Below are 22,880 nucleotides of genomic sequence, written 5' to 3' on the forward strand. Positions count from 1 at the left end.
GCGCTCAACCAGGGCGACGCGGTCAGCGACACGCTGAGCGTCAGCTCGCTCGACGGCACCGCCAGCCACAACATCGTCGTCGCCATCACCGGCGCGGATGATGGACCAGCCAGGCAGGCACCCACCGACATTAAGCTGACGCCTGTCGTTCCGGCGGACAGCGTCAACTTCAATAATTTTGAGTTCAGTGGTCTGCTGTCGGCGACTGATCCCGACGCGGGTGGATTCAGCTTCAACATTGCTTCGCAGTCGAATCCGGGCTTGTTCTCGATAACCGGCAATACGCTTCATTCGAGTGCGCTATCGACGAACGGTACATTTTCAGTGACGGTAACGGCAACGCAGACCGGTGATCCTATAGGGCCGACCTTCGAAAAGACGGAGACGTTCACCGTAATTACCGGTGGCAATGGCAATTCAGTGGACAATCCGACCGGTGGAACCGGCGACGATGTGCTCTACGGTGGCGGCGGTAACGATATGATGTTCGGGCTGGGAGGTGACGACACTCTTTTCGGTCAAGACGGCAACGACACGCTAAACGGTGGTGCTGGCAACAACATCCTTACCGGTGGCGTGGGAAATGACACCTTCTTTTTCCAAAGGTTTGCCACCACAACGAACCATATGACTGATTTCAATGCTGGGACGAATAGCACAACCGTGGACAGGTTCCAGTTGGACGTTGGAGGCGGCACATTCGAGTTCGCCGTCGGCAACAACAATACAATTGTGGACAATGCGAAGGTGGGGAACAACGCCACGATCAATGTTGCCGGAACGGAGCTTGCTGTCAAAACAGACGTGAGCGTCACGAACGCAACCGTCCAGAGCACCATCGATGGTTACGGCAACATAACCACAGGGGCATTGTTCGTGTTCCACAATACGGATCTCGGCCATGCGGCGGTCTACTACGATCAGAACCCAGGTTCAGCCGGCGGCGCGGTGTTGGTCGCTGAATTCGACAACATCACCACCCTCGCCGGACTTGCAAATTTCAACTCGGGCGACTTCTTGTTTGGCTGAGGCGATTTGTGATCGCGTAACGAGGTAGTTTTCCGACAGCAGCCGGACTGAAGGTCATTTCGGCGGCCGGGCCTGGCGGGGGGTCTGAAATTCTGTGCGCCCAGCGTACTGGGCGCACAGAATTCGTCGGGTGGCAGATAGCGTCATTTCACGCGTCGCGGGAGCCCTGCCGGCCTCAATTGGTCCCATCGTTTGGTCTTGCCTTTGCGCTGTCATTGGTGGTGTCCGACGCGGTTTTTCCGTCCGGTTGCTGGCCGAAATAGGTGCCGCCGAGATGGCCGCCGGCGCTGGTGTTTCTGACCTGCTGTTCGGCGCGTTTCTGAAGTTCTCGAACGTTGGTCTTGCTCATGTTCGGCTCCTTTTTCGAGGTTCTCGACCTTTCACCAACCGATGGGGACCGGGACTGTTCCAAATTTTCTGCCGGAACCCTTCCTCGCTTTCGCGGTTTTTCCTATTCAACCAAGGAGAAACGACGATGGGCATGACCACCCCCAAGGACGGCGCCCCCGGCACCACCGATCAATCGCCTCGGTGGGAAGGACCGAAGGGAAACACCCCGCGCGGATATCTCAAACCCAAGGACGATCCGGACAGGAATCGCGACGCCAATGGTGAGAACAACCGCGATCCTGAAATGAACGACATTTCCGACGCTATGAAGCAGAAAGGCGAATGACATGGGCAATCCGAAAAAGGACGCCGCCGGTCAGTTTGCCAAATCCCGGGCCGACCGGAAGGCCAGCGGCGTTGCCAGCGCCAAGCCGACCGTGATCACCGGCTCGGAGGACGCCACGGTGAACAAGAACCCGCCGGGCAAGAAGAAGCCCGAGAAGGACTGGGACATCAATTACGATCCCGCCGATATGCACGAGGGACGGATGCGCTGAGCCGGTAGCGCACCCGCCTCATCCGACGCGGCCCCTTGCGGGGCAACTCAGGATGAGGCTCGTGAGCGATGGCCCGACATTCAGGCTTGCGCTGCCCCGGTAAAATAGGCCGGGTGGTCGATATCGGCGAGCAAGCCAGGTTCCATGGGCTGCCAGCCGAGGAGAATGCGGGTGTGTGCACTCGAGGTGGGCACGTCGAAGCCGGCGAACATTCCAAACCAGCCAAAATGCTCAGCCGCCTCTTGCCGCGACAGCGAGACGGCAGGCACGCCGAGGCGGCGGCCGATGAGCTCCGCAATCTCCCGGAAGGGCACACCCTCTTCGGCGACCGCGAGGAAGGGGCCACCGCTGGCGCCATGCTCCAGCGCCAGGCGGTAGACCCGGGCGGCATCGCGCCTGTGCACGGCTGGCCAGCGATTCTCCCCGTCGCCGATATAGGCGGAAATACCTTTCCGCCGGGCGATATCGATGAGGATTGGGATGAAGCCGTGATCGCCATGGCCGTGCACTGATGGCGGGAGCCGGACGGTGGAGGCGCGCACGCCGCGGGCGACAAGTGATACCGCAGTGATTTCGGAGGCGCGGGGATAGGTTTCGGTCGTTGGCATCGGCGGGTCCTTTTCGGTGCCGATGCGGCCGGGCGCATGGCCGAGGCCGGCAGTGACCAGTAGCGGACGGTTGGAGCCCCGGAGGGCTTCGCCGAGCGCCTCGATGGCGCGCCGGTCGGCGGCGCAATTCTCCGCGAATTTCGAGAAGTCATGGTTGAAGGCCGTGTGGATGACGCCGTCGGCCTCGGCCGCGCCGCGCTTCAAACCCTCCAGGTCGTCAAGCGTGCCGCGCTGGACCTCGGCTCCTGATGCCGCCAGTTCGGCCGCTCCCTTGTCCGAGCGGGCCAGGCCGAGAACCTGATGGCCGGCGCCGATCAACTCCTTGACGACGGCCGAGCCCACCCACCCTGTGGCTCCGGTAACGAATACGCGCATGTCGATATCTCCTGATTGGACGCAGACAGATATCGAGCAGGCTGATATCATGGTAAAGTAGTGATCTTATCATGGTATAAAGGCTAACAGGATGAGCGAATTCGTCGCCTCCGATAATCGGCTGGGCAGCTACCTCAAGGACCGCCGCGGCAAGCTCGATCCCGCCGCCCTTGGCTTTGCCGGCGAGCGGCGCCGTACGCCGGGGCTTCGCCGCGAGGAGGTGGCGAGCCGCGCCAATATCAGCCCCACCTGGTACACATGGCTGGAGCAGGGCCGCGGCGGTGCGCCTTCGGCCGACGTGCTCGACCGAATCGCCCGTGCCCTGATGCTGACGGATATCGAGCGCGAGCACCTCTTTCTGATTGGGCTCGGCCGCCCGCCCGAAGTGCGCTACCGCAGCGACCAGGGCATCACGCCGCGGTTGCAGGGCGTGCTCGACGCGCTTGATCCGTGCCCGGCGCTGATCCGCACCGCGATTTGGGACGTGGTCGGCTGGAACCGGGCGGCGACCGTGCTACTGACCGACTACGGCGCGCTGCCGCCGGAAGAGCGCAACGTGCTGCGCTTCATCTTCCTCGACCCGCGCGTGCGCGCTGCCCAATATGACTGGGAAAGTGTCGCCCGCTTCGTCGTGGCCGCCTTCCGGGTGGATGCGGCACGCGCCGGTGCTGCCGCCGAGGTGGAGCCGCTGGTCGACGAACTCTGCCGCAAGAGCCCGGAATTCCTGGCCATGTGGCGCGACAACGATGTGCGCACCCATGGCGAGGGCGCCAAACACATCAAACACCCGGTCCTCGGCCTGCTCTCCTTCGAATATTCCGCCTTCCAGGTGGACGGTCGGCCGGACCTCAGCATGGTGGTGTATAATCCGGCGACGGAGGAGGATGCGGCGAAGATCAGAGAATTAGTCAGGTGAGACAGTGACGCTGCTGCCGTGATTGATAGGGACTGCTACGGGAGAGCTCGAAAGGAGAGCCGTGGTCAGTGATAATGCGGCGAATAGAAACAGGTACTTCAATTTTCTATCTTGAGTTCCGCGGTGTCTCTCTTGAGCATTGGCGCGGTATCTTCCGACCACGCTCATGATGAGGCGCATAGCCTTAGGGGCCATGCCTCGAAGCATGAGCGCCGCATTCTTTCCTGCGTTTTGAGTGCGATGCTCATCCGGCCGATCTCTGACAAACCGGCCGGTTGACTGCCGCCGCTTACTGCAGCGTGCGCGTCTGAATCGGCTCAGCGGGCGCGTGAGAAGGGGACGCGGAGAGAGAGCTGCCTTCCAGGCCGGTCGCCACCACCGAGACGCGGAATTTGCCGTCGAGGCTGCGGTCGAAAATCGCGCCGACGACGATGTCGGCGTCGTCCTGCACTTCGTCACGAATGCGGCTTGCCGCCTCGTCCACTTCGAACAAGGTCATATCCGAGCCGCCGGAGATCGAGATCAGCACGCCCTTGGCGCCCTTCATCGAAATATCATCCAGAAGCGGGTTGGCGATTGCCGCTTCCGCCGCCTTCATCGCCCGGCTTTCGCCGGCGGCTTCGCCGGTGCCCATCATCGCGCGGCCCATGCCCTGCATGACCGACTTCACGTCGGCGAAATCGAGGTTGATCAGACCTTCCTTGACGATGAGGTCGGTGATGCAGCCGACACCGGCAAAGAGCACGCGGTCGGCCGTCATAAAGGCATCGGCGAAGGTGGTTTTCGCATCGGCGATGCGGAAAAGGTTTTGATTGGGAATGACAATAACGGTATCGGCCGCCTGACGAAGGGCCTCGATGCCAGCTTCCGCCGTCCGCATGCGGCGATTACCCTCGAAGGTAAACGGCTTGGTGACCACGCCAACGGTCAGGATGCCGGCCGCGCGTGCGGCGCGCGCGATGACCGGGGCTGCGCCCGTGCCCGTTCCTCCGCCCATGCCGGCGGTGACGAAACACATGTGCGATCCTGCCAGGTGATCCATGATCTCGTCGAGCGATTCTTCTGCCGCCGCATGTCCGATTTCCGGCAGGGAACCGGCGCCGAGGCCCTCCGTCACATTCGCGCCGAGCTGGATGCGGCGCGATGCCTTTGAGGTGGCAAGAACCTGGGCATCGGTGTTTGCGGCGACGAATTCGACGCCTGCCAGCTTCTCCGCGATCATATTGTTGATCGCATTGCCGCCGCCGCCGCCGACGCCAACCACGGTGATTTGCGGCCGCAGCCCGGTAATGCCGCTCTTGGCGTCCGTCATCGTCTTCTCCTTCGATATCTCGTTTCCGCACGCCCTCATCGCGGACAGCGAATCGGCGTTGAGCATAGTCGCCCAACAAGGCAGAGGCGAGGCGAAAGAAGCGGTGCGCCTTGAGCGACGCGAAGTTCTCGTCAGCTCTGCGTCGGCAATCCGAAGCGGCGGGCAAGTGCGTGTCCTCTCGCAGTGGGACGCAGGCGAGACATCCTAGCTGTGCTGCTGATTTCGATCACAAGCGCCGGCGGGGCGTGAACTAAAGCCGCGCCGCGGTGTTTACAGGCATGCCTCTTCTCTGAAAGGAACATCCCCATGCAAAGACTCTTGCTCTCCGGTCTTGCCCTTGCAGCATCGGCCGCCACCGCCTTCGCCCAACAGCCGCCCGCTCCACCACCCGCCGGCGAGCCACCCGCAGCGAATGAGCCCGCATCGCCACCCCCGCCTGCGCCTGATGATGAGAGGGTGATGCGTCACGGGGCGGATGAGCAGTCCCGAGATCGCCCCGACTACCGCTGGCATGGTTCGAGAGGCGACATGGGCTTCCGTGATTATCGCGGTCATCGCCTGCCGCCGCCCTCCAAGGCGGCCCGTTTCCAGATCGAGGATGGAAATACTCGGATCGACCTGAAATGCGCTGAGGACGAACCGACGAAGGTTTGCGCCGATCTGTTGCTCCAGGTGATGGATCGCCTGCAGGGCCAGGATTGACTTCAACGGACGTCACATTCGATGTCGATCGGCGGCAAGGGGCGCCGACGCTGTCGTTTTGACCAGCCGGGCGAGCGCGAGAACAGGCGCCTCTATTCTTGCGCTCGGCAATATACTTGTGAGATTGTACGGCTATACGTGCGATACTGCGTGATCAGGGCGGCGCGGAGGCTTCGATGATGCCGGTGAGGGTCAATGAGCGGCTATCGGTGGCGGGGCAGCCCGATCCAGCCGCTTTTGCCGATTTCGCCAAGGAGGGCTTCGCCGCCGTCATCAACGCCAGGCCCGACGGCGAGGAGCCGGGCCAGCCAGGCAATGCGGCAGAAAAGATTTCCGCTGCCGCCGCCGGGCTTTCCTACAGTTTCGTGCCGGTGAAAGGCAACGAGATTACCGAGGCCGATATACGCGCCTTTCAGGCGGCGATGGTTGAGGCGAAGGGACCGGTCGTCGCCCATTGCAAGAGCGCCACGCGGGCATTGACGCTCTACGCGTTGGGCGAGGTGCTCGACGGGCGGATGAAGCCGGCGGATGTCCAGACCTTCGGCGAAGGCCTTGGCTTCGATCTTGCCGCCGCACGCCGCTGGCTCGAAAAGGCGGCAAGCCGACGGCCCCAGGTGAAGGCCTTCTTCGAACCCCGGACCTGCAGCGTGCAATATGTCGTCTCCGATCCGGCCACAAAACGCTGTGCCATCATCGATCCGGTGCTCGACTTCGACGAGATGTCGGGCGCGACGGGAACGGTGAACGCCGATGCCATCCTTGCTTACATCGAGAGCGAACGGATGACGGTCGAGTGGATCCTCGACACGCATCCGCATGCCGATCACTTCTCCGCCGCCCATTATCTCAACGAAAAGACTGGCGCGCCGACAGCGATCGGCGTCCATGTCACCGATGTGCAGAGGCTTTGGAAGGAGATCTATAACTGGCCGGCGCTCGCGACCGACGGCTCGCAATGGGACCGGCTCTTTGCCGATGGCGACACGTTTGAAATCGGCGGTCTTACGGCCCGAGTGATGTTTTCGCCCGGCCATACGCTGGCATCGGTGACCTATGTGGTCGGCGACGCCGCCTTCGTGCACGATACGATGTTCACGCCGGATTCGGGTACGGCGCGCACCGATTTTCCCGGCGGCAGCGCGACCGCCCTCTGGCACTCGATTCAGGCGATCCTATCGCTGCCCGAGGAGACCCTCCTCTTTTCCGGCCACGATTATCAGCCCGGCGGTCGTCACCCGCGCTGGGAAAGCACGGTCGCAGCCCAAAAGCGCGCCAATCCGCATATTGCAGGCATGGACGAGGCCGGCTTCGTGGCGCTGCGTGAGGCGCGCGACCGTACGCTGCCCAAGCCGAAGCTGATGCTGCATGCGCTGCAGGTCAACATCCGCGGCGGTCGGCTGCCGGAACCAGAGGAGAACGGCCGCCGGTATCTGAAGATCCCGCTGGATGCTTTATGACGGCGACGGCGAGGCGGCGACGGCCGCCATGAGCTCGCTGGCCTTTTTCCCGGATTGCCCTATGATTTCCTACCGCCCCGTGCTTTGCGCATCTGATAGGACGCGCGGCGCCGGAGGGCGTGTGCGCCCGCTCGAACGGAGTTTCGAAATGCTCGAACGAAATCAGCTTCCTTTGCGCCCGGCAGCTCCCGGTTTCGCGGTCGCCTGGGTCACGGTCATTGCCGGCGCCAGCGTCGCTCTCAGCCTGCTTTTTGCCTGCGTCACGCCTTTCGTTGCCCTGGCGGCAGTCTCGGCGGTCGTTCTTCCCCGGAAGATGGCGATAATGGCGGTGCTGTTCGCCTGGCTTGCCAACCAGACGGTCGGATATCTCATGCTCGGCTATCCCCAGACCTTCGACAGCTTTGCCTGGGGGCTGACGATCGGTGTCGCCGCATTTGCATCGCTCGTGGCATCGCTCAGCGTGCTTCGCCTCAAGGCCGGCCTTGCCGCCACCATGGCCGCCGCCTTTATCGCCGGGTTCGTCGCGTATGAGGCAGTGCTCTTTGCAGCGACGGTAGCGCTTCCGTCCGGCGATGGCGCGTTTTCGGCAGCGGTCGTCGCCGAGGTTCTTTTGATCAATTCTCTGGCCGTAATCGGGCTCATCTGCCTGCATATCGGCGCAGCCGGGCGCGCGCTCGTTGCAGCACAGCCGGGACCGGCGCTGCCTTAGGCCATTGCCTCCACACATATCGGTCAAAGCTGCCCTGTCGCCTTCGACACTATGCAGAATGCGCGAAGCCGGGTTGAGATAGCGGCCGGCAACGGCTATCTCGTTCAGACCCGCAAGCGGATCCTCCGCCAAACCACAAGGCGCATAACTTCGATGAGCCCCGATTTCCTCGTTACCCATTCCGGTGGTTTCCATGCCGACGAGCTGCTGTCGAGCGTCATCCTGACGCGGCTTTTCCCGCAGGCGCGTCTGATCCGCAGCCGGGCGCCGGAATGGATCACGCCAGCCCCGGACCGGATCATCTATGATGTCGGCGGAGCCTATGATCCTGCCGCCGGCATATTCGATCATCATCAGCGCGGCGCGCCGTTGCGGGAAGACGGCCAGCCATACAGTTCGTTCGGCTTGATCTGGAAGCACTACGGCCGCGAATATCTCGTAGCCTCCGGTCTTCCCGATCATCATGTCGAAGCCCTGCACTCCACTTTCGACATCGGTTTCGTGCTGCCGATTGACCTGACCGACAATGGCGCGCTCAGCCCTTCGGGTCCTTTGGCCAGCCTGACGCTGCCGGCGCTGCTCGAGACCCTGAAACCGGTGTTCGATGAGCAGGAACCCGAGGCTGACGATCGTGCCTTCCGCGCGGCGCTGGCCATTGCCCGCAGTTTCATCGATGCCGGGATCGCCCAGAGGGCCGCAAAACTGCGAGCCGAGGCGATCGTGTATCGGGCGATCGAGGTTGCTGGGCAGGGGCGTATTCTGGAATTGCCGAGAGGGATGCCCTTCCGTCCCGCCATCGTCAAGGCCGGCGCCGATCACCTGCTGTTCGTCGTCCACCCGCGCGAAAAGGATTGGTGCGTGACCGGCATTCGCCGTGGCGACGACGGGTTCGAGCTCCGGGCCGATCTGCCGGCAACCTGGGCCGGCCTTACCAATGGCGAGCTGGAGGCGGCCTGCGGCATCGAGGGCGCTAGCTTCTGCCATAACGGCCGCTTTATCGCTGCCGCCAGAACCCGGGAGGCGGCGCTTGCCATGGCCGAATTGGCCGTGCAAGAGGCGCTTTCGATCGGAGTATAAGTCGGGTGGCGTGGCGCCATTCTCCAGCAGATCACCGCGTGCTGACCGGGTTTCCGACCGGTATTTGCGTCGGGCCACAAGGTATCGGATTGCGCCCAAGTGCCAGCAATCGTGGAAGCGATTGACTTGCATCCGCGAAGGACTAACTTTAACCCCTAGCAACCACCACCCCCGCGCGAATGATGGCCGAGGGTGAGAGTGGCTGGCGACCTTGAGGAGGATGAGGTTTGCCGTGGATTACCGTGCTGTTCTGCTGATTACTGCATCCGTCATTGCCCTTTTCCCTCTCAACGCTGGAGCGCAGGAGGGGGATGCGACGGCTGGCGCCACCGTTTTCAAGAAATGTGCCACCTGTCATGTCGTCGAGTCCGATACGAACAAGGTGGGTCCGTCACTGAACAAGCTGTTCGGCCGAAAGGCCGGGACGCATCCTGATTTTACTTATTCTGCGGCGATGAAGGCGGCCGGCGAGGGTGGTCTCGTTTGGGACGAGGCGACGTTGCGTGACTATCTGCATAATCCGAAAGCCAAAGTGAAGGGCACCAAGATGGCCTTCGCAGGAGTGAAGGATGACCAGGAAATCACCAATCTCATTGCCTATCTCAAACAATATTCTCAATGACGGGCAATACTCCAAATGACGATTTGCCGGCGGCGGCGCATGCCTAAATCGCCGTAATTGCCGACATTTTCTATTTGTGCGATAATAAACTCGACGTTTTTGTGGAGTGCGGTTTCACGGTCGGTCGGCCCAGGAGGGGCGGAAATGGCTGTTGTGCTGATTCTCGTCTTGGTTGTCGTTGGCTCCGTGCTGTTCCACGTGCTGAGCCCGTGGTGGTGGACGCCGATCGCGTCCAACTGGAGCTATATCGACAACACGCTCGTCATCACCTTCTGGATCACCGGCATCGTCTTCGTGGCGGTGGTTTCGTTCATGGCCTATTGCGTCTTCCGCTTCCGCCACAGACCGGGCAATCGGGCGCATTATGAGCCTGAAAATCGCAGACTGGAATTGCTTCTGGCGTCGGGAACGGCAGTTGGCGTCGCGGCAATGCTCGCGCCTGGCCTGATCGTCTGGAACCAGTTCATCACAGTGCCCGCCGATGCCGCATCGGTCGAAGTCGTCAGCCAGCAGTGGCTGTGGAGCTTCCGCCTGCCGGGCGCGGACGGAAAGCTCGGCCGCGCCGAGACGCGTGACGTCACTTCCGACAATCCGCTGGGCCTCGACAAGAACGATGCAAACGGCCTCGACGACATCATCGTCGAAGGCGGCGAGCTTCATCTGCCGATCGGAAAGCCCGTGCACATATTGCTGCGCTCCGTCGATGTGCTCCATGATTTCTACGTGCCGGAATTCCGCGCCAAGATGGACATGATCCCCGGCATGGTCACCTATTTTTGGCTGACACCGACACGCACGGGCACGTTCGAGATCCTCTGTGCCGAACTTTGCGGCGTCGGTCATCCGCAGATGCGCGGCACCGTCATTGTCGACAGCGACGCGGACTATCAGACCTGGCTCGGGCAGCAGCAGACATTCACCCAGCTGACGGCGTCATCGGGAGAGCCGCCGCCGGCAAACTGAACTGGCGGGAAGACGGCCGGAGGCCGCAGGCCGCTCTAACCAACCGGCTGACATAGGAGGAGATATCATGGTCGAGATTCCGTCCGGCAGCGCAGGTGTCATCCCGACCGCCGAAGTCGAGGATGTCGAGCTTTATCATCCGCACAGCTGGTGGACGAAATATGTGTTCAGCCAGGATGCCAAGATCATTGCCGTCCAATATTCGCTGACCGCCATCTCGATCGGCCTGGTGGCGCTGGTGCTCTCCTGGCTGATGCGCATTCAGCTCGCCTTTCCCGGCACTTTCGCCTTCATCGATGCCGATCACTATTACCAGTTCATCACCATGCACGGTATGATCATGGTGATCTATCTGCTCACTGCGCTCTTCCTCGGCGGCTTCGGCAACTACCTCATCCCGCTGATGGTCGGTGCGCGCGACATGGTGTTCCCTTATGCGAACATGCTGAGCTACTGGATCTATCTGCTGGCGGTGCTGATCCTGGCGGCGGGGTTTTTCGCCCCCGGCGGCCCGACGGGGGCAGGCTGGACGCTCTATCCGCCGCAATCCGTTTTGTCGGGCACACCCGGCGGCAAGGACTGGGGCATCCTGCTCATGCTCATCTCGCTGATCGTCTTCATCATCGGCTTCACCATGGGCGGCCTGAATTATGTGGTGACGGTGCTGCAGGGACGCGCGCGCGGCATGACGCTGATGCGGATGCCGCTCACCGTCTGGGGCATCTTCACAGCGACCGTTATGGCGCTCTTGGCCTTTCCGGCCCTGTTCGTCGCCTGCGTCATGATGATGTTCGACCGCCTGCTCGGCACCAGCTTCTTCATGCCCGCCATCGTCGAGATGGGCGAGCAGCTCAAGCATGGCGGCGGCAGCCCGATCCTGTTCCAGCACCTGTTCTGGTTCTTCGGGCATCCGGAGGTCTATATCGTCGCGCTGCCGGCTTTCGGCATTGTTTCGGATCTCATCAGTACGCATGCGCGCAAGAACATCTTTGGCTACCGGATGATGGTCTGGGCGATCGTTATCATCGGGGGCTTGAGCTTCGTCGTCTGGGCGCACCACATGTATGTCAGCGGCATGCACCCGGCCTTCGGCTTCTTCTTCGCCACCACGACGCTGATCATCGCCATCCCGACGGCGATCAAGGTCTACAACTGGGTGCTGACGCTCTGGCGCGGCGATATCCATCTGACGCTGCCGATGCTCTTTGCGCTCGCCTTCATCGTCACCTTCGTCAATGGCGGTCTGACCGGCCTCTTCCTCGGTAATGTCGTCGTCGACGTGCCGCTATCTGATACGATGTTCGTCGTTGCGCATTTCCATATGGTCATGGGCGTGGCGCCGATCCTCGTCATCTTCGGGGCGATCTATCACTGGTATCCGAAGGTGACGGGACGCATGCTGGATGAGACGCTCGGCCATATCCACTTCTGGATCACCTTCCTCGGCACCTATGCGATCTTCTTTCCGATGCATTATCTCGGCCTGCTTGGTGTGCCGCGCCGTTATTTCGAGATGGGAGAGACGGCCTTCGTGCCACCGTCTGCTCATACGCTGAACATCTTCATCACCGTCATGGCGCTCGTTGTCGGGGCCGGGCAGATCGTCTTTCTGTTCAACCTGGTCTGGAGCCTTTTCCGGGGCAGGGAGGCTGGCGGCAATCCTTGGCGGGCGACGACGCTCGAATGGCAGACGCCTGAGACGCCGCCCGCACACGGCAACTGGGGCAGCGATCTGCCCGTCGTCTACCGCTGGGCCTATGATTACAGCGTGCCGGGGGCGGACGAGGATTTCATTCCGCAGAATGTGCCGGCAAGCGGCGGCGCAACGCGGGAGGTCCCGGCATGAACGTCGTGCTGATCTTCCTCGCTGCCATAGCCGCCATCATGATCTGGTGGCTGGCCGGACAGCGGCTGACCTCGAAGCCCTGGCTCGAAACCGGCTCGCTGCAGCAGCCGGATCATCATGGTGCAGACCGGCCGCCTGTGCCTGCGGTGAAAATAGGCCTCTTCGTGTTTCTAGCAGTCGTCGGCGCGGTGTTCAGCCTTGCCGTCAGCGCCTATTTCATGCGCGCGGCCTCAGCGGACTGGTGGGGGATGCCGGTTCCGCGGCTGCTCTGGGTGAACACCGCGGCCCTTGCCTTGAGCAGCGCGGCGCTGCAATGGGCCAAACATCAAGCACAGCATGGTCGCATGGAAAGTCTACGGCCGGCGCTTGCGACAGGATTTGCGCTTGCCGTCTTCTTTCTCGCCGGGCAGATCCAGGCATGGCGGGAACTGACGGCGGCCGGATACATACTGGCCGACAATCCCGCCAACAGCTTCTTCTATATGCTCACCGGCCTGCACGGGCTGCATATTTTGGGCGGGCTTGCCGTCCTCGCGCATACGACGGTCAAGGCGTTCGCAGCCGATGTCGCGCCGGAGAGACTGCGGCTCAGCGTCGACCTATCGGCCATCTATTCGCATTTCATGCTCGCCGTCTGGCTTTCGCTTTTCGCGCTCTTTGCCGGCTGGGCGAATGATTTCGTCGATCTCTGCCGCACGTTGATAAGCTAGGGGATTTGCAGATGGCACATTCTGTCCAGACACACGGTGAGGCAGACCTCAGGCCCGCGGGCCTTCGCGGAGTCGCGGCCGATTTCAGCTCGGATCAGCGCGCCTTCAAGACCGCCTCCTGGGGCAAGGCGATGATGTGGATCTTTCTGCTCAGCGACACCTTCGTCTTCGGCTGTTTCCTGATCGCCTATATGACCGCCCGCATGTCGACGCCCGTCGCCTGGCCCAATCCAAGCGAGGTCTTCGCGCTCCACATCGGCGGCCAAGACGTGCCGCTGATCCTGATCGCGATCATGACCTTCGTGCTGATCTCCAGCAGTGGCACTATGGCGATGGCGGTCAATTTCGGCTATCGCCGCGACCGCCGCGTGACTGCGATACTCATGCTGCTGACGGCAGTTCTTGGCGCAACCTTCGTCAGCATGCAGGCTTTCGAATGGACGAAACTGATCACCGAAGGCGTGCGCCCCTGGGAGAACCCCTGGGGGGCAGCCCAGTTCGGATCGTCCTTCTTCATGATCACCGGCTTCCACGGCACCCATGTGACGATCGGCGTCATCTTCCTCCTCATCATCGCCCGCAAGGTCTGGCGGGGCGATTTCGACGTGGAACGGCGCGGCTTCTTCACCAGCCGGAAAGGTCGCTACGAGGCCGTCGAGATCATGGGCCTCTACTGGCACTTCGTCGACCTGGTCTGGGTCTTCATCTTCGCGTTTTTTTATCTATGGTGAGGTCGTCATGAGCGAGACAACGGCGCATGCCCAAACCCAAACGGCGCATGCACAAGCACAGACGGGACAGCAACATCCGATCCGGCTCTATCTCTTCGTCTGGGGCCTACTCTTCGTGCTCAGCGCCTTTTCCTACCTGGTCGATTATTTCGGCATTCAGGGCTATCTCAGATGGACGCTGATCCTTCTGTTCATGATGCTGAAGGCCGGGCTGATCGTCGCGGTCTTCATGCATATGGCCTGGGAGCGCCTGGCGCTCGTCTACGCCATCCTGTTGCCGCCGGTGCTGGTGCTGGTCTTCGTGGCACTGATGGTATCGGAATCGCAATACACGATCTTTACGCGGCTCGCCTTTTTCGGCGCGGCCCCTTAAATATTGTCGTCGGGGGCTGAGTGCGACGTCCGAGATGACTGCCGCAGGCCCGGTCTGAACTCCTCTGAACTTTCTTATCGAACGGGCCAACACCTCGACGGGAGACGCCTTATGGCTGAGATCTTGCTGTTCCACCACGCACAAGGATTGACCCCTGGAGTGCATACCTTCGCAGACGAGATCAGGGCGGCGGGCCACATCGTCCACACGCCTGATCTATTCGATGGACGCACGTTCCATAGCATCGAGGAGGGGCTCGCCTATATCGGCGAGATCGGATTCGACACCATCAGAGAACACGGCGTCCGGCTCGCCGACGAACTGCCTCCCGAACTAGTCTATGTCGGCTTCTCGTTTGGCGTGCTCCCAGCGCAGAAGCTGGCGCAAACACGGCCTGGAGCCCGCGGGGCTCTGCTTTTTTATTCCTGCCTGCCGATCAGCGGCGAGTGGGCCTTCGGACCCTGGCCGGAGAGCGTTCCGGTCCAGATCCACGGCATGGACAACGATCCGATCTTCGTCGGCGAGGGTGACATCGATGCCGCCCGCGAAATCGTGGCGAAGGTCACGGACGCGGAACTTTTTCTCTATCCCGGCGACCAGCACTACTTCGCCGACAGCTCGCTTCCGACATATGACGCGGATGCTACCGCGCTGCTCACTGCACGTGTACTTGCGTTTCTGGGGCGCGTCTGATCCGGCGTTGATGGCCCGCTCGAACCCCGCGACCGCAAATCTAAAATCCCATATAAAATATGTCCTAAAACATGATGGAGGTCGCGCCGGGCGCCGGACTCGGCAATGATGGCGCCGTTCGTCGTTCCGATCTTGGAGTCCCATGATCTTCATTCCGCTTCCCTTCGTCGTTGCTCTCCTGCTGCTCATCCTCTTCGTCGCTGTTCTCAGGCGCGATGAGGAGGTGGCGCCGAACCTGCCTTTTCTGGCGCTGATCCTGGTCTCGGCGCTGCAATCCGCGCTTTCCGGCCTGCGTTGGGGCTATGGTGTGCAGGGCGTGGGGCTGGTTGTGCCCGTGATTGCAGCAGTGGTGCCGCCGCTTGCCTATGGCGGGGTTTCCAGGCTGGTGAGGACGAGCCGGCGGTCGCTTGCTGGGCGGATCGGGCTGCATGCGGTGCCCGCTATCTTCATCCTGCTGCTTGTGACCTTCTGGCGGGATGCAATCGACGTGGCGCTAGTGCTCATCTTCGTCGGTTACGCCGTGGCGATCCTGCTTTTGATGCGCCCGGGGGCGGACGCGCTGCGGCTCGCGCCCTTCGAAGGCGCCGTGCCGGCCTATCGGGCGATCATCTTCGCGGCAGCCGCGCTTTGTCTCTCGGCCGCTGTCGATATTCTTGTCTTCCTCGATTTCATCTCAGCGCATAGCGAGCGGGCGCTGGCACTGATCAGCGTGGGAAATCTCGCCGCCCTCGTTATCCTCGGCATTGCTGCGGCAGCCGCTAGCCGCAGCCGGGTGCCGCCGGAAATAACAGAGGTAGCGCCGAGGTCTGATACCAGCGAGGACAAGGGGACGATCGCGGCGGTTGATGCGCTGATGGAGGCAAAGAAGCTTTATCGCGACGCCAATCTCAACCTCGACCGGCTGGCCCGCAAGGCCGGAATCCCCGCCCGTCAGATCTCGGCGGCGATCAATCGGGCGATGGACAAAAACGTCTCGCAGTATGTCAACGACTACAGAATCGGCGAGGCCTGCCGCCTGCTCTCCGCCACCGAAAAATCGGTGACCGAGGTGATGTTCGAGGTCGGCTTCCAGACCAAGTCGAATTTCAATCGGGAGTTCCGGCGCGTGACCGATATGACGCCGGTAGCTTGGCGGCAGAGGAATAGGTGAGCGGCAATCACCTGCCCTCGTCCTTCGAGGCTCCGGCCTCTGGCCTACGCACCGCAACAACACGGTTGCTGAGCTGCCCCGAAGGGGCCTCGAAGGAAGAGGACGGCCACTGCGCCAATCTTTCCTATCCAAGTACACAATCGCGATCGAGGACCGCCTGAAACATGTTCGAGGTCGCGGCTTTATCGCCGGTGGCCATTCTGTCGGCATGAACACGACATCGGAACATGAACGACACCTTGCCGCCAGGCTTAGATCGCTTTCGATCCAGCCCGCGGCCTTGGAGACAAAGCCGCCGGAGCGCCGAGCCCGGCGGCTGAGAGCGCCAACGATGCTGGCCCTTGCGGGGGCGGTGTCGCTGGCGGCGGTTTACCGGCCAGATGCGCTCAAGCGGATCGAGGTGGCGCTTGCAAGGCTTGTGGGCGATGACGCAGCGTTACCGGCTGGTGGAGCGGCGTTGCCAATCATGGATTTGCCTGAGGATGCGACGGTTGGAAAAGCCACGCCAAATCAGGACAGCGTCGCACTGAGCAGGGGTACGACCGCGGCAATCCGCGAGATCACAGGCTCCGGTTATGTCGTGGCGCCCGACATCGCCACCGTCTTTTCCAAATATGCGGGGCGTATCGTCGCCGTCGAGGTCCAGGCGGGCGATCCGGTCGTGGCCGGCCAGGTGCTCGTTCGGCTTGATGATGCCGGCGCACGCTTCGCGCTCCGGGGCGCTTATATAGCAGGGCGGGCGGCGGAACTGGCGCTGGAGGCTGGGAATATTACGCTCGTCCAGGCGCGATCTTCGCTGGATCGTGCAGAGCGGTTGGCTGGGCGCGACGCCATGTCGGGCGAGGCGCTGGAGGCGGCGCGCACCGCCTTCGATACGGCCGGGAATGCTGCGGCACAGGCAAGGCAGGATCTCGAAAAGGCGAAGCTCGATATCGACAGGGCGTGCGAGCAGATGGAGGCGCTGACTGTGCGGGCGCCGATTTCCGGCACCGTGACGCGGCTTGATGCGCATGTCGGCGACACTGTGCTGTCGCGCGAGGATAGCGTGCGGGAGAACGAAAGCCTGCTCACCCTCACCGATACCGCAAGCCTGGTCATTGATGCCGATGTGGCCGAGGCCAATATGGCGCTGCTGCACCCAGGTCTCAACGGCGAGGCCGTGCTCGACGGCTTTCCCGATAAGCCCTTCGCGGTCGAAGTGGCGAAAATTGCACCGGTCCTTTCCCAGGAGAAGGGCACGGTGACGTTGCGCTTGTCGGCCTCTTCGCCGCCGCCGGGTATGCGGCCTGCAATGGCGGCGCGCATTCGGCTGGTGGTGGGCGAGGAGGCGGGTGTTCCTGTTTTTAGAGGCGGTCCTGCGGATCGCGCGTCAAGATGAGAATGGCGGATGCCGCGGTTGTCCCCTCCGGGAGGCCTTCTGGCCGGAGAGAGAGGACGTGCCCGCGCAAAGTCTGCGCTTGCTCCCCCTTCTCCCCAGCGGGAAGAAGGGGGCCCGAAGGGTCGGATGAGAGGGCGCACGGCACGCCGTTCATTGCCCTTCGCTTGCGGTCAGCGCACTCGCTCCTCTCGTCGCTCACGCCCTAATCTACCTGCCGGCATCTTCTCCCCGCTGGGGAGAAGGGCATTCACGGCAGCCTCTCCGTCCCTCAAAGCTCGGATTCGTCAAGCACACCAAGGAGCAGAACCATGACAGGCACCACAGAACCCTATATCGCCCTTGTCGGCGTCAGCAAGTCCTTCAGAATCGGAGCGGAGACGATTCCGATCTTTTCCGGGCTCGATCTCTTCATTCCGCGCGGCGATTTCGTTGCTGTCATGGGACCCTCTGGTTCCGGGAAATCGACATTGCTCAACATGCTCGGTGGTATCGACAGCCCGGATGCCGGCGAAATCAGGGTCGGCCGCAGCCGTCTCGAGCAGATGGGCGAAGGGGCAAGGGCGGTCTGGCGGGCACATGCCATGGGCATCGTCTTCCAGTTTTATAATCTGCTGCCGATGCTGAACGCGGCGGAGAATATCGAGTTGCCGCTGCTGTTGAAGCCGCTCGGATGCAAGGAGCGACGGGCTCGCGTCGATACGGTCATGGATCTCGTCGGACTTGCGGGCCGCCAGCGGCAGTTTCCGTCGAGCATGTCGGGCGGGCAGAAGCAGCGCGTGGGCATTGCCCGCGCCATCGTCACCGATCCCGATCTCATTCTCTGCGACGAGCCGACCGGCGATCTCGATCGCAGATCGGCCGATGACATCCTGGAGATGCTGAGTTTTCTCAATCGCGAGCTTCAGAAGACCATCATCATGGTCACACATGATCCCGAGGCCGCTTCCTTTGCCCGGCGCACGCTGCGTCTCAACAAGGGCGAATTCGTCAGCGAGGAAAGGACGGGCCGATGACCATCTTTCAGCTCATGCGTCGCAATGTCTGGCGCAAGCGGCTGCGCGCCATCTTGCTAATGTTTTCAGTCGGCGTCGCCTTCCTGATCTACGGGCTTACGGCGAGCTTCGTCAGCGGCAGCCAAGGAGCGGCCGGCGCCAGCGACAATCTGCTCGGCGTCTTCAACAAAGCGAGCCGCGGGCTGCCGCTGCCGCTTGCTTATCTCAACCGGATCGCGGCCGACCGGGATGTCGCCGCAGTCGCCTATACCGCACGCATGCGTGGCTACCTCGAGGTCGAAAAGAATGTGGTTGCCGTCAGCGCCGTCGATCCACAGGCGATCGCCGCCGCCAACGGCGACGAGCTCAAACTGACGCCGGAGTTGATCGCGGAATTGGAAGAGGCCGGTGATCGGGTGCTGGTCGGCAGGGCACTGGCGGAAGCCGAGGGCTGGTCGATCGGCCAGCGCATCGGCTTTACCGGTCAGCTTGCCAGGGCTGACGGCAGCCGCAATTGGAGCTTCACGATCGCGGGTTTTTTTGAGGGCGCGGATGCCAGCACCGATACCTATTTCATGCTCGCCCGCTACGACGCCCTCAATGCCGCTCGTGCGCGCGACAAGGATACTGTCGACGCCTTTGTGGTACGTCCGCGCCCAGGCGTGTCACCAAGTGTACTGGCAGCGCGGATCGATGCTCTATTCGCCAATTCGGCGGCGCAGACGAGGACGCAGTCGGAAAAGCAGTTCCTTGAAGCGTTTCTCCGGCAATTCGCTGATATCGGCCTGATCGTGAGCCTCGTCGTGGGGGCGGCCTTTGTCACCATCCTGATGATCGCGGTCAACACTATGCTCTTCGCGGTGAGAGAGCGGCGTTTCGAGATCGGCGTCTTGAAGGTGCTCGGCTTTTCCAGTCCGCGGATTCTCGCGCTCATTCTTGGCGAGACATTGTTTATCTTTCTTGTCGGCGGCGCGGGCGGACTTGTTCTGGCCAAGCTTGCGACGCTTTCCATCGGACCGGAGTTCGGCCTCGTCTTCGGCACGAGCGTGCTTGCGAAATCTCTCGCCATCATGGCAGGGCTCGGCCTGCTGACCGGGTTGTTGCCTGCGGTGATCGCCGTGCGCCTGCCCATCGTCAACGCCTTCAGAACGAGATAATCCAATGTCATCAACGCTCAAGCAGACCTTTCTTATGATCAGAGTCAACCTTGGCAGCTTGCCGCGCCGGCTGTGGATCTCGTTGTCGATGGTGCTGTCGGTCGCTCTCGTCGTGGCGGTGCTCTCAGGTTTCCTGGCGATGGCGCGCGGTTTCGAGGCCGCGCTCGCTGGCGCCGGGTCGGCTGATATCGCCGTCATTCTCGGCGGCGGCACCAACCAGGAGACTGGTTCGGAGGTGCCGGCCGAGGCAATCCGCAGCCTTGTGGCCATGAGCGGCGAGACCGGGATCGCGCGCGACGGCGCGAGCAATCCGGCATTGTCGCGCGAGACCGTCGTTCCCGTCGATGTCAGGCAAGGCGAAGGCGTCGAGCAGACGCTGTCGCTCAGAGGCATGGATCCGGCGGGCCCCGGCTTGCGTGAACGCGCGCGGCTTTCGCGGGGGCGGCTGTTTTCGCAAGGCGCGCGTGAGATCGTCGTCGGTGCCCGCATCGCCGATACTTTTCCGGGTTTCGCAGTTGGCGACACGATCCGCCTTGGCGCGCTCGACTGGAGGATCGTCGGGCATTTCACTTCAGACGGCAGCGCCTTTGAATCCGAGATCTGGGCGGATCTGGAGGCGGTGCAATCGGTTTTCGACCGCCAGGGGCAGGTGCAGAGCCTGCGTGTGCGGCTCAACGGCGAAGGCGATCCCGCAAGAGCACTGGCGGCATTGCGCGATCGGTTGTCGGCCTTGCCTGGCACGCCGCTCGTGGCCGTTTCCGAGATTGAGCTCTACGCCGGCCAGGCCGAGCGCACCGAGAGCCTGATCCGCCTGTTCGGCTGGCCGATCGCGCTGCTGATGGCGATCGGTGCGGCGGCGGGTGCCTTGAATACGATGATGAGTTCGATTTCCGACCGCAGCGTTGAGATCGCTACGCTGCGCCTCCTCGGCTTTGCCCGCCTGCCGGCTTTGGTCGCTACCTGGGTGGAGGCGGTGCTCCTGTCGGTGGCCGGCACCGGCCTCGGTGTCTTGGCCTCCAAGCTCGCTTTCGATGGTTGGCAGGCAAGCACGATGGGCGGCAACACGACCAGGATGGCCTTTCAGCTCGACGTCACTCCCGACGTGGTGTTCACTGCCGGCCTGCTGGGCCTTGCCATCGGCATCCTGGGCGGCGCCCTGCCGGCGATTGCCGCCGCTCGCCTGCCGTTGACTTCGGCGCTGCAGGCGAGGGGAGAAATAGCGCTGAGATGATCACCCGCCCCGTCATTCGAGAGGCCCTCTGGCCTGCTCACGATTGGGGCTGATTGGCATAGCTGGCGCTGTGGCTTCATGCGAATCGCAAGCAGAATCACTGCGGTACCGCCTGGAAAGAAGATATCTCGCTGCCCGACGTTCCTCGATTTATTCGCCTCTGAGTCGCTATTTTCCCTGTTTTGGTTGCGGCTTTTCAGCGCCTTATCAGACCGGGGGCCGTTGCCTGTGGAACAAAACCCGTAAACCGGTCGCTGCCGCATTGACAACATCTTCTCGCCTTCTTGCCGTGGACGGTTGCCCCGGCCGCAGGACGATTGGCCGATCCCGGTCGGTCTCAGTGGCGACATAGCGATCCGACGAACAGGGCAACATTGGTGATATGACAATCTACTATGTGAACTCAGCGACTGGCTCCGACCGCAACGGTGGGACGAACCAGAACTCGGCTTTTGCGACTTTGTCCAAAGTGGAATCCTTGGCACTGAAACCAGGCGACAGCGTGCTGCTCGCCAAGGGGAGCGTGTTCAACGAACAATTCGATATCAAATATTCCGGTAGCGAGAGCGCGCCCATCAAGATCGGCAGTTACGGGACGGGGGCCGCACCTGTCATCCATAGTGGCGGCGACGGCATTCATAGCCTTTATGCATCGAACATCGTGATCGAGAACCTGAAGATATCGAATACCGGCGGCCCTGGCATTTATGGCGGCAACGTCAAGAACTGGACGGTCCGAGGCGTCGAGATCGGCAAGACGGGATTGTCGGAAAGTGATGGCGCCGTCACCTTCAGGAGCAGCCAGAACGTCACGATCGAAAACAGCAAGATAACGAGCGTCAACGGCGACGGCTTCTGGATCGAGAAGGTCAACGGCATAAGGCTTCTCAACAACACCGTCACCAGCGCGAACGGCTCAAGAGCCGATGCCGTACAGATCAACGATAGCAGCAATATTCTGATCAAGGGCAATCATCTCGATCAGACCGATGCCAATAGTCCAAAGGGCGTGATCGCGCTGGTGCGGGCTGCGAATGCGGTGATCGAGGATAATGTGCTGACCGGCGGCGGCTTCGGCATCAGCGCGCCCGCGGGCAATAATATCGCGATCCACGACAACGACATCTCCGGATATCACGGTTACGACTGGTCCTTCGCCATCGGCCTCGGCGACCAGGGCAATTCGCGAGACTATGATATATCCGGCAACTACATCCATGATGGCGCGTGGGGGGTGGTCGTCACCGCCTCAAGCGGCACCAGCTATATCCGCACCAATATCAAGGTCCATGACAATATATTCGACGATCTCAAGCAGGCGGCGTTGAAGGTCGACAGGCCGGCATCCGGCTCCTTCTACAACAACACGATGGAGAGCGGCGTCGAGGCCAGTAGCATATCGCCGGCCATCGCCGACGCGCACACCTTCATGGTCAAAAACAACCAGACGGTTGCCAATGTCGAGACGGTGCTGGCGAGCTCGGTTGCCAAGACTGCCGCAGTCACGGAGGCGTCCGCCGATACGGCCGTCGTCGCCGTCCATGACAATTTGAAGATCTTCACCGACACGGGGGCGGCCCATCGCGGCAACCTTCTCGAAAACGACAGCTCGGAAAACGGCACGCTGATGCTTCGCCGCTTCGGCGACGAAAGCGTTGGCAAGCACGGGCTGACGTTGACCGGCGACTACGGCGTCATCCACGTGGATCGGGAGGGCAACTATGCCTACACGCTCGATGAGGCGAAGCTTCCCGATCATAGCGGACATGTGAGTGAAACCTTCAGTTACGGGATCGATGATGGACCTTCGCATCACAGCGACACGGACACGCTGACCGTCTTTGTCCATCTGGAGGGCTTGCTGAGCTAAGGTGAGGGGGCGGGCTGATCACCCGCCCTCATCATCGAGGCTTCGCGCCTTCGGCGAGGTTGCTGCGCCCTCTCTCCGACCACATGTTTAGA

Annotated in this window: 24 protein-coding genes; 21 read left to right on the forward strand and 3 right to left on the reverse strand. The window is 61.9% G+C overall.

What is annotated here, in order from left to right; translation table 11 throughout:
- Positions 1-1,029, forward strand: a 1,029-nt coding sequence (locus FHT70_RS26225) for a VCBS domain-containing protein (protein WP_210282955.1), incomplete at its 5' end; no start/stop codon positions are given.
- Between the two features lie 175 nt (positions 1,030-1,204).
- Here the strand turns inward: FHT70_RS26225 and FHT70_RS26230 are convergent.
- Positions 1,205-1,378 carry a hypothetical protein gene (locus tag FHT70_RS26230; RefSeq protein ID WP_097600084.1) on the reverse strand — a complete coding sequence of 58 codons (174 nt, stop codon included), beginning with the start codon at positions 1,376-1,378 and terminating at the stop codon, positions 1,205-1,207.
- A 126-nt stretch (positions 1,379-1,504) separates the two neighbouring features.
- On the opposite strand from FHT70_RS26230, the gene FHT70_RS26235 reads away from it, so the two are divergent.
- Together FHT70_RS26235 and FHT70_RS26240 are read left to right on the forward strand one after the other, a co-directional pair.
- Complete coding sequence (locus tag FHT70_RS26235) at positions 1,505-1,705, forward strand: hypothetical protein (protein ID WP_085778592.1); 201 nt, start codon at positions 1,505-1,507, stop codon at positions 1,703-1,705.
- Position 1,706: 1 nt separating this feature from the next.
- Positions 1,707-1,916, forward strand: coding sequence for a hypothetical protein (locus FHT70_RS26240; protein WP_183705858.1), 210 nt, complete (start codon positions 1,707-1,709; stop codon positions 1,914-1,916).
- Positions 1,917-1,996: 80 nt separating this feature from the next.
- Here the strand turns inward: FHT70_RS26240 and FHT70_RS26245 are convergent, their stop codons facing one another.
- Entirely contained in the window at positions 1,997-2,899 is a 903-nt protein-coding gene (locus FHT70_RS26245; protein WP_097600083.1) for an SDR family oxidoreductase, read from the reverse strand.
- A gap of 91 nt (positions 2,900-2,990) precedes the next feature.
- Here FHT70_RS26245 and FHT70_RS26250 point away from each other — a divergent pair, with 91 nt between their 5' ends.
- Entirely contained in the window at positions 2,991-3,815 is an 825-nt protein-coding gene (locus FHT70_RS26250; protein WP_183705860.1) for a helix-turn-helix transcriptional regulator, read from the forward strand.
- A gap of 289 nt (positions 3,816-4,104) precedes the next feature.
- Here the strand turns inward: FHT70_RS26250 and ftsZ are convergent, their stop codons facing one another.
- Positions 4,105-5,127 (reverse strand): cell division protein FtsZ, encoded by a 1,023-nt coding sequence (gene ftsZ / locus FHT70_RS26255; protein ID WP_085780110.1) that lies wholly within the window; start codon positions 5,125-5,127, stop codon positions 4,105-4,107.
- A 306-nt stretch (positions 5,128-5,433) separates the two neighbouring features.
- Between ftsZ and FHT70_RS26260 the strand changes: the two genes are divergently transcribed.
- From FHT70_RS26260 to FHT70_RS26340, 17 genes are all read left to right on the forward strand, one after another.
- A complete protein-coding gene (locus FHT70_RS26260; protein ID WP_097600080.1) occupies positions 5,434-5,829 on the forward strand; it encodes a hypothetical protein in 396 nt (131 codons plus the stop codon).
- A gap of 176 nt (positions 5,830-6,005) precedes the next feature.
- Positions 6,006-7,286, forward strand: a complete 1,281-nt coding sequence (gene blh, locus FHT70_RS26265) for a bifunctional sulfur transferase/dioxygenase Blh (RefSeq protein WP_183705862.1) — start codon at positions 6,006-6,008, stop codon at positions 7,284-7,286.
- A gap of 148 nt (positions 7,287-7,434) precedes the next feature.
- On the forward strand, positions 7,435-7,995 hold the full coding sequence (locus FHT70_RS26270; RefSeq protein ID WP_097600103.1) for a hypothetical protein: 561 nt from the start codon (positions 7,435-7,437) through the stop codon (positions 7,993-7,995).
- 153 nt (positions 7,996-8,148) lie between these two features.
- On the forward strand, positions 8,149-9,072 hold the full coding sequence (locus FHT70_RS26275; RefSeq protein WP_183705864.1) for an MYG1 family protein: 924 nt from the start codon (positions 8,149-8,151) through the stop codon (positions 9,070-9,072).
- A 232-nt stretch (positions 9,073-9,304) separates the two neighbouring features.
- Positions 9,305-9,694, forward strand: coding sequence for a cytochrome c family protein (locus FHT70_RS26280; RefSeq protein ID WP_176536324.1), 390 nt, complete (start codon positions 9,305-9,307; stop codon positions 9,692-9,694).
- A 144-nt stretch (positions 9,695-9,838) separates the two neighbouring features.
- Positions 9,839-10,657, forward strand: coding sequence for a cytochrome c oxidase subunit II (locus FHT70_RS26285; protein WP_097600077.1), 819 nt, complete (start codon positions 9,839-9,841; stop codon positions 10,655-10,657).
- 67 nt (positions 10,658-10,724) lie between these two features.
- On the forward strand, positions 10,725-12,503 hold the full coding sequence (gene ctaD, locus FHT70_RS26290) for a cytochrome c oxidase subunit I (protein ID WP_183705866.1): 1,779 nt from the start codon (positions 10,725-10,727) through the stop codon (positions 12,501-12,503).
- A complete protein-coding gene (locus tag FHT70_RS26295) occupies positions 12,500-13,213 on the forward strand; it encodes a cytochrome c oxidase subunit 3 (protein WP_183705868.1) in 714 nt (237 codons plus the stop codon). Before ctaD ends, FHT70_RS26295 begins: the two co-directional genes overlap by 4 nt.
- A gap of 11 nt (positions 13,214-13,224) precedes the next feature.
- Complete coding sequence (locus FHT70_RS26300) at positions 13,225-13,944, forward strand: heme-copper oxidase subunit III family protein (protein ID WP_097600074.1); 720 nt, start codon at positions 13,225-13,227, stop codon at positions 13,942-13,944.
- Positions 13,945-13,951: 7 nt separating this feature from the next.
- Positions 13,952-14,317, forward strand: a complete 366-nt coding sequence (locus FHT70_RS26305; protein WP_183705870.1) for a cytochrome C oxidase subunit IV family protein — start codon at positions 13,952-13,954, stop codon at positions 14,315-14,317.
- 111 nt (positions 14,318-14,428) lie between these two features.
- Positions 14,429-15,010: a dienelactone hydrolase family protein gene (locus FHT70_RS26310; RefSeq protein ID WP_097600072.1), complete on the forward strand. Its 582-nt coding sequence runs from the start codon at positions 14,429-14,431 to the stop codon at positions 15,008-15,010.
- Positions 15,011-15,152: 142 nt separating this feature from the next.
- Positions 15,153-16,160, forward strand: coding sequence for an AraC family transcriptional regulator (locus FHT70_RS26315; RefSeq protein WP_183705871.1), 1,008 nt, complete (start codon positions 15,153-15,155; stop codon positions 16,158-16,160).
- A gap of 109 nt (positions 16,161-16,269) precedes the next feature.
- Complete coding sequence (locus FHT70_RS26320; protein WP_246721988.1) at positions 16,270-17,538, forward strand: efflux RND transporter periplasmic adaptor subunit; 1,269 nt, start codon at positions 16,270-16,272, stop codon at positions 17,536-17,538.
- Between the two features lie 308 nt (positions 17,539-17,846).
- Complete coding sequence (locus tag FHT70_RS26325) at positions 17,847-18,551, forward strand: ABC transporter ATP-binding protein (RefSeq protein ID WP_183705873.1); 705 nt, start codon at positions 17,847-17,849, stop codon at positions 18,549-18,551.
- Positions 18,548-19,687, forward strand: coding sequence for an FtsX-like permease family protein (locus FHT70_RS26330; RefSeq protein ID WP_183705875.1), 1,140 nt, complete (start codon positions 18,548-18,550; stop codon positions 19,685-19,687). Before FHT70_RS26325 ends, FHT70_RS26330 begins: the two co-directional genes overlap by 4 nt.
- A 4-nt stretch (positions 19,688-19,691) precedes the next feature.
- Positions 19,692-20,918 (forward strand): ABC transporter permease, encoded by a 1,227-nt coding sequence (locus FHT70_RS26335; protein WP_183705877.1) that lies wholly within the window; start codon positions 19,692-19,694, stop codon positions 20,916-20,918.
- A 382-nt stretch (positions 20,919-21,300) separates the two neighbouring features.
- Positions 21,301-22,788, forward strand: a complete 1,488-nt coding sequence (locus tag FHT70_RS26340; protein WP_183705879.1) for a right-handed parallel beta-helix repeat-containing protein — start codon at positions 21,301-21,303, stop codon at positions 22,786-22,788.
- Positions 22,789-22,880: the final 92 nt, after the last annotated feature.

It is taken from the genome of Rhizobium sp. BK049 (assembly GCF_014193135.1).
GTDB lineage: Bacteria > Pseudomonadota > Alphaproteobacteria > Rhizobiales > Rhizobiaceae > Rhizobium.

Bases quoted from the DNA above. Each gene is read 5' to 3' on its own strand.
- FHT70_RS26305 (WP_183705870.1), top strand. From the start codon at position 13,952: ATGAGCGAGACAACGGCGCATGCCCAAACCCAAACGGCGCATGCACAA.
- FHT70_RS26260 (WP_097600080.1), top strand. From the start codon at position 5,434: ATGCAAAGACTCTTGCTCTCCGGTCTTGCCCTTGCAGCATCGGCCGCC.
- FHT70_RS26230 (WP_097600084.1), bottom strand. From the start codon at position 1,378: ATGAGCAAGACCAACGTTCGAGAACTTCAGAAACGCGCCGAACAGCAG.
- FHT70_RS26330 (WP_183705875.1), top strand. From the start codon at position 18,548: ATGACCATCTTTCAGCTCATGCGTCGCAATGTCTGGCGCAAGCGGCTG.
- FHT70_RS26300 (WP_097600074.1), top strand. From the start codon at position 13,225: ATGGCACATTCTGTCCAGACACACGGTGAGGCAGACCTCAGGCCCGCG.
- FHT70_RS26310 (WP_097600072.1), top strand. From the start codon at position 14,429: ATGGCTGAGATCTTGCTGTTCCACCACGCACAAGGATTGACCCCTGGA.
- FHT70_RS26275 (WP_183705864.1), top strand. From the start codon at position 8,149: ATGAGCCCCGATTTCCTCGTTACCCATTCCGGTGGTTTCCATGCCGAC.
- FHT70_RS26235 (WP_085778592.1), top strand. From the start codon at position 1,505: ATGGGCATGACCACCCCCAAGGACGGCGCCCCCGGCACCACCGATCAA.
- ctaD (WP_183705866.1), top strand. From the start codon at position 10,725: ATGGTCGAGATTCCGTCCGGCAGCGCAGGTGTCATCCCGACCGCCGAA.
- blh (WP_183705862.1), top strand. From the start codon at position 6,006: ATGATGCCGGTGAGGGTCAATGAGCGGCTATCGGTGGCGGGGCAGCCC.
- ftsZ (WP_085780110.1), bottom strand. From the start codon at position 5,127: ATGACGGACGCCAAGAGCGGCATTACCGGGCTGCGGCCGCAAATCACC.
- FHT70_RS26340 (WP_183705879.1), top strand. From the start codon at position 21,301: ATGACAATCTACTATGTGAACTCAGCGACTGGCTCCGACCGCAACGGT.
- FHT70_RS26240 (WP_183705858.1), top strand. From the start codon at position 1,707: ATGGGCAATCCGAAAAAGGACGCCGCCGGTCAGTTTGCCAAATCCCGG.
- FHT70_RS26295 (WP_183705868.1), top strand. From the start codon at position 12,500: ATGAACGTCGTGCTGATCTTCCTCGCTGCCATAGCCGCCATCATGATC.
- FHT70_RS26315 (WP_183705871.1), top strand. From the start codon at position 15,153: ATGATCTTCATTCCGCTTCCCTTCGTCGTTGCTCTCCTGCTGCTCATC.
- FHT70_RS26285 (WP_097600077.1), top strand. From the start codon at position 9,839: ATGGCTGTTGTGCTGATTCTCGTCTTGGTTGTCGTTGGCTCCGTGCTG.
- FHT70_RS26270 (WP_097600103.1), top strand. From the start codon at position 7,435: ATGCTCGAACGAAATCAGCTTCCTTTGCGCCCGGCAGCTCCCGGTTTC.
- FHT70_RS26325 (WP_183705873.1), top strand. From the start codon at position 17,847: ATGACAGGCACCACAGAACCCTATATCGCCCTTGTCGGCGTCAGCAAG.
- FHT70_RS26245 (WP_097600083.1), bottom strand. From the start codon at position 2,899: ATGCGCGTATTCGTTACCGGAGCCACAGGGTGGGTGGGCTCGGCCGTC.
- FHT70_RS26335 (WP_183705877.1), top strand. From the start codon at position 19,692: ATGTCATCAACGCTCAAGCAGACCTTTCTTATGATCAGAGTCAACCTT.
- FHT70_RS26250 (WP_183705860.1), top strand. From the start codon at position 2,991: ATGAGCGAATTCGTCGCCTCCGATAATCGGCTGGGCAGCTACCTCAAG.